At 68.1% G+C, this 5,140-nt stretch carries 4 protein-coding genes and 2 pseudogenes; 3 read left to right on the top strand and 3 right to left on the bottom strand.

The genetic code is table 11. The features are described 5' to 3' along the window. Positions 1-87: 87 nt before the first annotated feature. Entirely contained in the window at positions 88-1,209 is a 1,122-nt protein-coding gene (locus CA983_RS40625) for an IS630 family transposase (RefSeq protein ID WP_341866735.1), read from the top strand. 32 nt (positions 1,210-1,241) lie between these two features. Here the strand turns inward: CA983_RS40625 and CA983_RS40620 are convergent. The 3 genes and pseudogenes from CA983_RS40620 to CA983_RS40610 form a co-directional block, all read right to left on the bottom strand. Further along, positions 1,242-1,770 (bottom strand): annotated as a pseudogene (locus CA983_RS40620) (inositol monophosphatase family protein). A gap of 141 nt (positions 1,771-1,911) precedes the next feature. Continuing rightward, on the bottom strand, positions 1,912-2,436 hold the full coding sequence (locus CA983_RS40615; RefSeq protein ID WP_086605692.1) for a P-loop nucleotide/nucleoside kinase family protein: 525 nt from the start codon (positions 2,434-2,436) through the stop codon (positions 1,912-1,914). A gap of 28 nt (positions 2,437-2,464) precedes the next feature. Further along, positions 2,465-3,345, bottom strand: a protein-coding gene (locus CA983_RS40610; RefSeq protein ID WP_107500341.1) for an IS5 family transposase whose coding sequence is annotated in 2 segments (ribosomal slippage) — positions 2,465-2,982 and positions 2,982-3,345 — 882 coding nt in all. Because the reading frame shifts where the segments join, the coding sequence is not laid out codon by codon here. Between the two features lie 178 nt (positions 3,346-3,523). Between CA983_RS40610 and CA983_RS40605 the strand changes: the two are divergent. Beyond that, positions 3,524-4,731: pseudogene (locus CA983_RS40605) on the top strand (IS701 family transposase). A gap of 187 nt (positions 4,732-4,918) precedes the next feature. Continuing rightward, positions 4,919-5,140, top strand: a 222-nt coding sequence (locus CA983_RS40600; RefSeq protein ID WP_143645467.1) for a transposase, incomplete at its 3' end; no start/stop codon positions are given.

The following is a 5,140-nucleotide window of genomic DNA, read 5'->3' as shown; positions in this document are numbered from 1 at the left end:
CTAGTGCTCTGACCGGGAAGGTTCGCCGGGGCGGTCGTCCGGGCGGTTGGATGTGCGTTGACGTCCGATCCGACTGCTGGGGGTGTGGTGGCTGAGCCTGTCCGTGTGCGTAGGTTGACCGACCAGGAGGGGCAAAAGCTGCAGCAGATCGTGCGCCGGGGCAGCACCAGTTCGGTGCGGTACCGGCGCGCGATGATGCTACTGGCCTCGGCCGGCGGGAACCGGGTGCCGGTGATCTCGAAGTTGGTGCAGGCCGATGAGGACACGGTCCGGGATGTGATCCACCGGTTCAACGAGATCGGCCTGGCCTGCTTGGACCCTCGGTGGGCGGGAGGCCGTCCCCGCCTGCTCAGCCCTGACGATGAGGACTTCGTCGTGCAGACGGCCACCACCCGCCCAACCAAGCTCGGCCAGCCCTTCACCCGCTGGTCCATCCGCAAACTCGCCGCCTACCTGCGGAAAGTGCACGGCCGTGTCATCCGGATCGGCCGCGAGGCGTTACGGTGCCTGCTCGTCCGCCGCGGCGTCACCTTCCAGCGGACCAAGACGTGGAAGGAATCGCCCGATCCGGAGCGCGATGCCAAGCTGGACCGTATCGAGGAGGTGCTGGAGCGTTTCCCGGACCGTGTCTTTGCGTTCGACGAGTTCGGGCCACTCGGCATCCGGCCCACCGCCGGGGCTGGCTGGGCCCCTGCCAGTCACCCCGAGCGGCATCCGGCGACCTACCACCGCACCCACGGGGTCCGCTACTTCCATGGGTGCTACTCGATCGGCGACGACACCCTCTGGGGCGTCAACCGCCGCACGAAGAGTGCCGCGAACACCGTGGCCGCGCTGAAGTCGATCCGGGCCGCCCGCCCCGACGGCGCCCCGATCTACCTCATCCTGGACAACCTGTCCGCCCACAAGGGCGCCGACATCCGTCGCTGGGCGAAGAAGAACAAGGTCAACCTGTGCTTCACCCCGACCTACGCGTCCTGGGCCAACCCGATCGAGGCCCACTTCGGACCGCTGCGGCAGTTCACCGTCGCCAACTCCAACCACCGCAACCACACCGCCCAGACGCGGGCCCTCCACGCCTACCTGCGCTGGCGCAACGCCAACGCCCGCCACCCAGACGTCTTCGCAGCTCAACGCCGTGAACGTGCCCGGATCCGCAGCGAGAAGGGCATCCGCTGGGGCGGCAGGCCCCTCCAAGTCGCAGCATGACCCAGCCCGGCGAAACGCATGCAGTCACAGCACTAGCTTCGGCTGCGCATCATGGACATCAGCAGCCCGTGGGTCTCGTCGTCGGCGGCGACCACAAGCCCACGACCTGCCTCACCTATCGGGGCACCGTCGATGCCGGTGACAACGCAGCCGGCAGCCCGGCACAAAGCGATGCCGGCCGCGAAATGCACGCTCCGGGAGAGGTCGCCACCATCGGTGACATACGCGGCGCGCTTGCCGGCAGCCACCCAGGCCAGCGCTAGCGTCGTGGATACGACGCGCGGCCGGAAACGTTCGATGAACTCAGGGCGGGCCAGCAGATCCCGGCGGCGCCCTGCTCCCCGCCTCCTCGCCGAGCACCGCGTCATCGGGCCGTTCGGCACGGATGACCCCGAGGATCGTCTTCTCGGCCTCCACATCGGCGGCGGTGGCAAAGTCCCCGGCACCCTGGTCGATGCGGCTGAGCCGCTGGCCGTACATGTTGCGGACCACGTCCGCGCCAGCCCGCGCCCCGGTTATCGCCACTGCAGCATCGTCCGAGCTCGCGTATGAGTTGATCATGCCGTGCAGACTATCGAGGCGAAGCTACCGCCCCGGCGAACCTTCCCGGTCAGAGCACTAGGGACTGTCCGGCGGATCTTTCCGGGCTCGGCACTCCTGGCACGGCTGTGCTACTGGGCGGCACCAAAGTTGGCCGGACAGTCACGCGAGCGATGGCCACCGGTCGGCGGCCCACTCCAGCCATCCTGACCACCCAGGAGGCGGACCTTCTACCTCATGTCCATCGAGTTCCGCGGCGTCGGGCTCCTCGAACAGCGTCCTCCAGTGCAAGAGGTCCCGCTCGCTCATCACGAAGGTCTGATCAGGGGTGGTCGACTGGCGATGGACGATCCGAGCACGTTGGGTCTCATGGTCCACCGGCACGTACACGAGTTGACAGGACGCACCCACAGACATCACCAACCAGCGGATCGCGGACCTCTCGTCACGAGACCAGCATCCGAAATCCAGGACCACGTTCGTTCCCAGCTTCAGCGCCTCCAGACCCAGCCAGAGCAGCCGTCCTTCCAGCACATCGCGCTTCCCGGCCGGCTGCGGATCGCCGAACAGCGGGAGCATCCACTCATCCGGCGTCAGCCGCAGCGCGTTGTGCTCCTTGGCCAGCTGTCGAGCTCTCGTGGTCTTTCCGGCCCCGGGCAGGCCAACCGTCAGGAACAACGTCGTCACGCCCAGATCTTGTCACGAAGCCAAGTGATCACGGCTGGAGCCAAAGGCGGATCGAAGCCACGGTGACGGTGCCGTGGAAGACATAGGCGCGCTTGTCGAATCTCGTGGCCACGGCCCGGGAGTTCTTGAGCGCGTTGATCGTTCGCTCAACCTCGTTCCTGCGCTTGTAGATCGTCTTGTCGAAGCCGACGGGCCGGCCGCCCTTGCTGCCGCGGCGGTAGCGGTTGGCCCGCTGGTTCTTCGGCTCGGGGATCGTGTGCTTGATCTGGCGTCGTCGCAGGTAGCGGCGGTTGCGGCGGGAGGAGTACGCCTTATCTCCGCCGAGATGATCAGGCCGAGTCCGTGGACGCCCGCCGTCCAGCCGGGCGACACGGACACGCTCCATAACCGGGATGAGCTGCGGGGCGTCGGCCCACTGGCCCGGGTTGATCAGCAGGGCCAGTGGGCGGCGTCCACCCTCACCGGCGAGGTGAATCTTGCAGGTCAGGCCGCCCCGAGAGCGTCCGATTCCCTCATCAGGGCGGTGCTGCCGAGGCGTGCGTCTTTTCCCGGCAGCCTCGGAGGCTTCTTGCGTGCTCCGGCGGCGTGCTGGTGGGCCCGGCAGGAGGCGGAGTCCACGCTCACCATCGACCAGTCGATGCGGCCTTCCGCGTCAGCATCGGCCAGGACAGCCGCGAAGAGCCTGTCCCATGTGCCATCCGCTGACCATCGCCGATGCCGCTCGTACACGGTCTTCCACTTGCCGAAACGCGCAGGCAGATCCCGCCACGGCACCCCGGTCCGGTTCCGGTACAGGATCCCGTTGATGATCCTGCGGTGTCTGCCCCAACGTCCCCCACGGAGCCCGGACTTCGGCAGATGCGGCTTCAGCCGGACCCATTCGTCTCTTGTGAGATCTCCCCGCCCCATGCACATGCCAACGAGGCAGGACCGAGACGGTCACAAGATCCCCGGACAGACCCTAGTAGGGCTTGGTCAGGTTCGTTCGCCGGTGGCGTGTCTGTTTGAGCGGGTGTGTCGTTGACCGGGTGTGCTGGGTGGGGAATTGGCCGCGGTCCGGTGTGATCTGGAGGACTTCGCGGCGGAGATGTTCGAGCCGTTCGCGCGGGCGGACCAGCGCCGGTGGGGCGAGGTATATCTGCGGGGGCTGCTGCTGGACGGGCGGCGTAAGTCGGTGGAACCGATGGCCGCCCGGCTGGGTGAGGACGGCAACCGGCAGGCCCTGGCCCACTTCATCACCACCAGCCCGTGGGACGCGGCGCATGTGCGTGCCCGCCTCGCCTGGCGGATGCAGCAGGTGAGCAAGCCGACCGCGCTGATCGTCGATGACACCGGCTTCCTCAAGGACGGGGACGCCTCGGCGTGCGTGGCCAGGCAGTACACCGGCACCGCCGGCAAGGTCACCAACTGCCAGGCCGGGGTGTCGCTGCACCTGGCCTCCGATGACGCCTCGGCGGCCGTCGACTGGCGCTTGTTCCTGCCCGAGAGCTGGGATCCCGCCTCGCCGAAGGCCGATCCGGCCAAGGTGGCCCGGCGCATCAAGTGCGGCATCCCCGAAGAGGTCGGCCATGTCGAGAAGTGGCAGCTGGCTCTGGACATGATCGACGAGACGAGGTCGTGGGGCATCGAGGTCCCTCTCGTCGTCGCCGACGGCGGCTACGGCGATGCCGCAGCCTTCCGCCTCGGCCTGGAGGAACGCGGCCTTGACTACGTGGTGGGCATCTCCACCACGACCACTGCCCAGCCGGAACAAGCCAGGCCGCACATCCCGCCCTACGGCGGTGGCGGGCCTCGGCCGCAGCACGTTTACCCCGAGCTGGCCCAGGCCGTGAAGAAGCTGGTCATCGCGGCAGGCAAGCGGGCCGCGAAGCCGGTGCAGTGGCGGGAGGGCTCCCGCCCCGGCAGCGGCCGCAGCGGCTTGAAGCGGATGTACTCGCGGTTCGTGGCCCTGCGGATCAGGCCCGCTGGACGCGAGATCCGCAAGGCCGCCGACGGCCCGGAACTGCCCGTGCGCTGGCTGCTGGCCGAATGGCCCGCCACCGAGCCCGAACCCGTGCAGTTCTGGCTGTCCAACCTGCCCGCCGACACCCCGCTGGCCACCCTCGTGCGCACCGCGAAACTGCGCTGGCGCATCGAGCACGACTACCGCGAGATGAAGCAGGTCCTGGGCCTGGCCCACTTCGAGGGCCGCACCTGGAGAGGCTGGCACCACCACGTCACCCTCGTCTCCGTCGCACACGCTTCTGCACCCTCCAGCGCATCACCCGGTCCCCAAAAGAAACGGCGCCGGCCTGAGCCTCTACAAGGTCGCCCGCGAACTGCAGCTACTCCTCGCGGTCTGGACCGGCGCCTGCCCCACCTGTCACCGCGACATGCCACAACCAATACCGACCTGACCAAGCACTACTAGGGCGTGTGTGAGGTCGTGATCAATCTCGGGTTCTGGCCCCGTGCGGGGGCGGGATGCGGTAGGACGCTGGGTGTGACACGTAGGCAACTCACAGACGAGCAGTGGGAGTTCATCGAGCCGTACCTGCCGATAGGCGAGTACGGTCCGTACCCCGAGCGGCTGCGGGAGCAGTTCGAGGGGGTGATCTGGCGGTTTCGGTCCAGCGCCCAGTGGCGCGAGATGCCCTCCGAGTTCGGACCGTGGGCGACCGTCTACGGGCGCTTTCGCGTCTGGCGGGACGCCGGGGTCTTCTCC

The organism is Streptomyces swartbergensis, from assembly GCF_002148965.1.
GTDB lineage: Bacteria > Actinomycetota > Actinomycetes > Streptomycetales > Streptomycetaceae > Streptomyces > Streptomyces swartbergensis.
The sequence above is the reverse complement of the archived record's forward strand: the minus strand, read 5'-3'. Positions and strand labels throughout refer to the sequence as shown.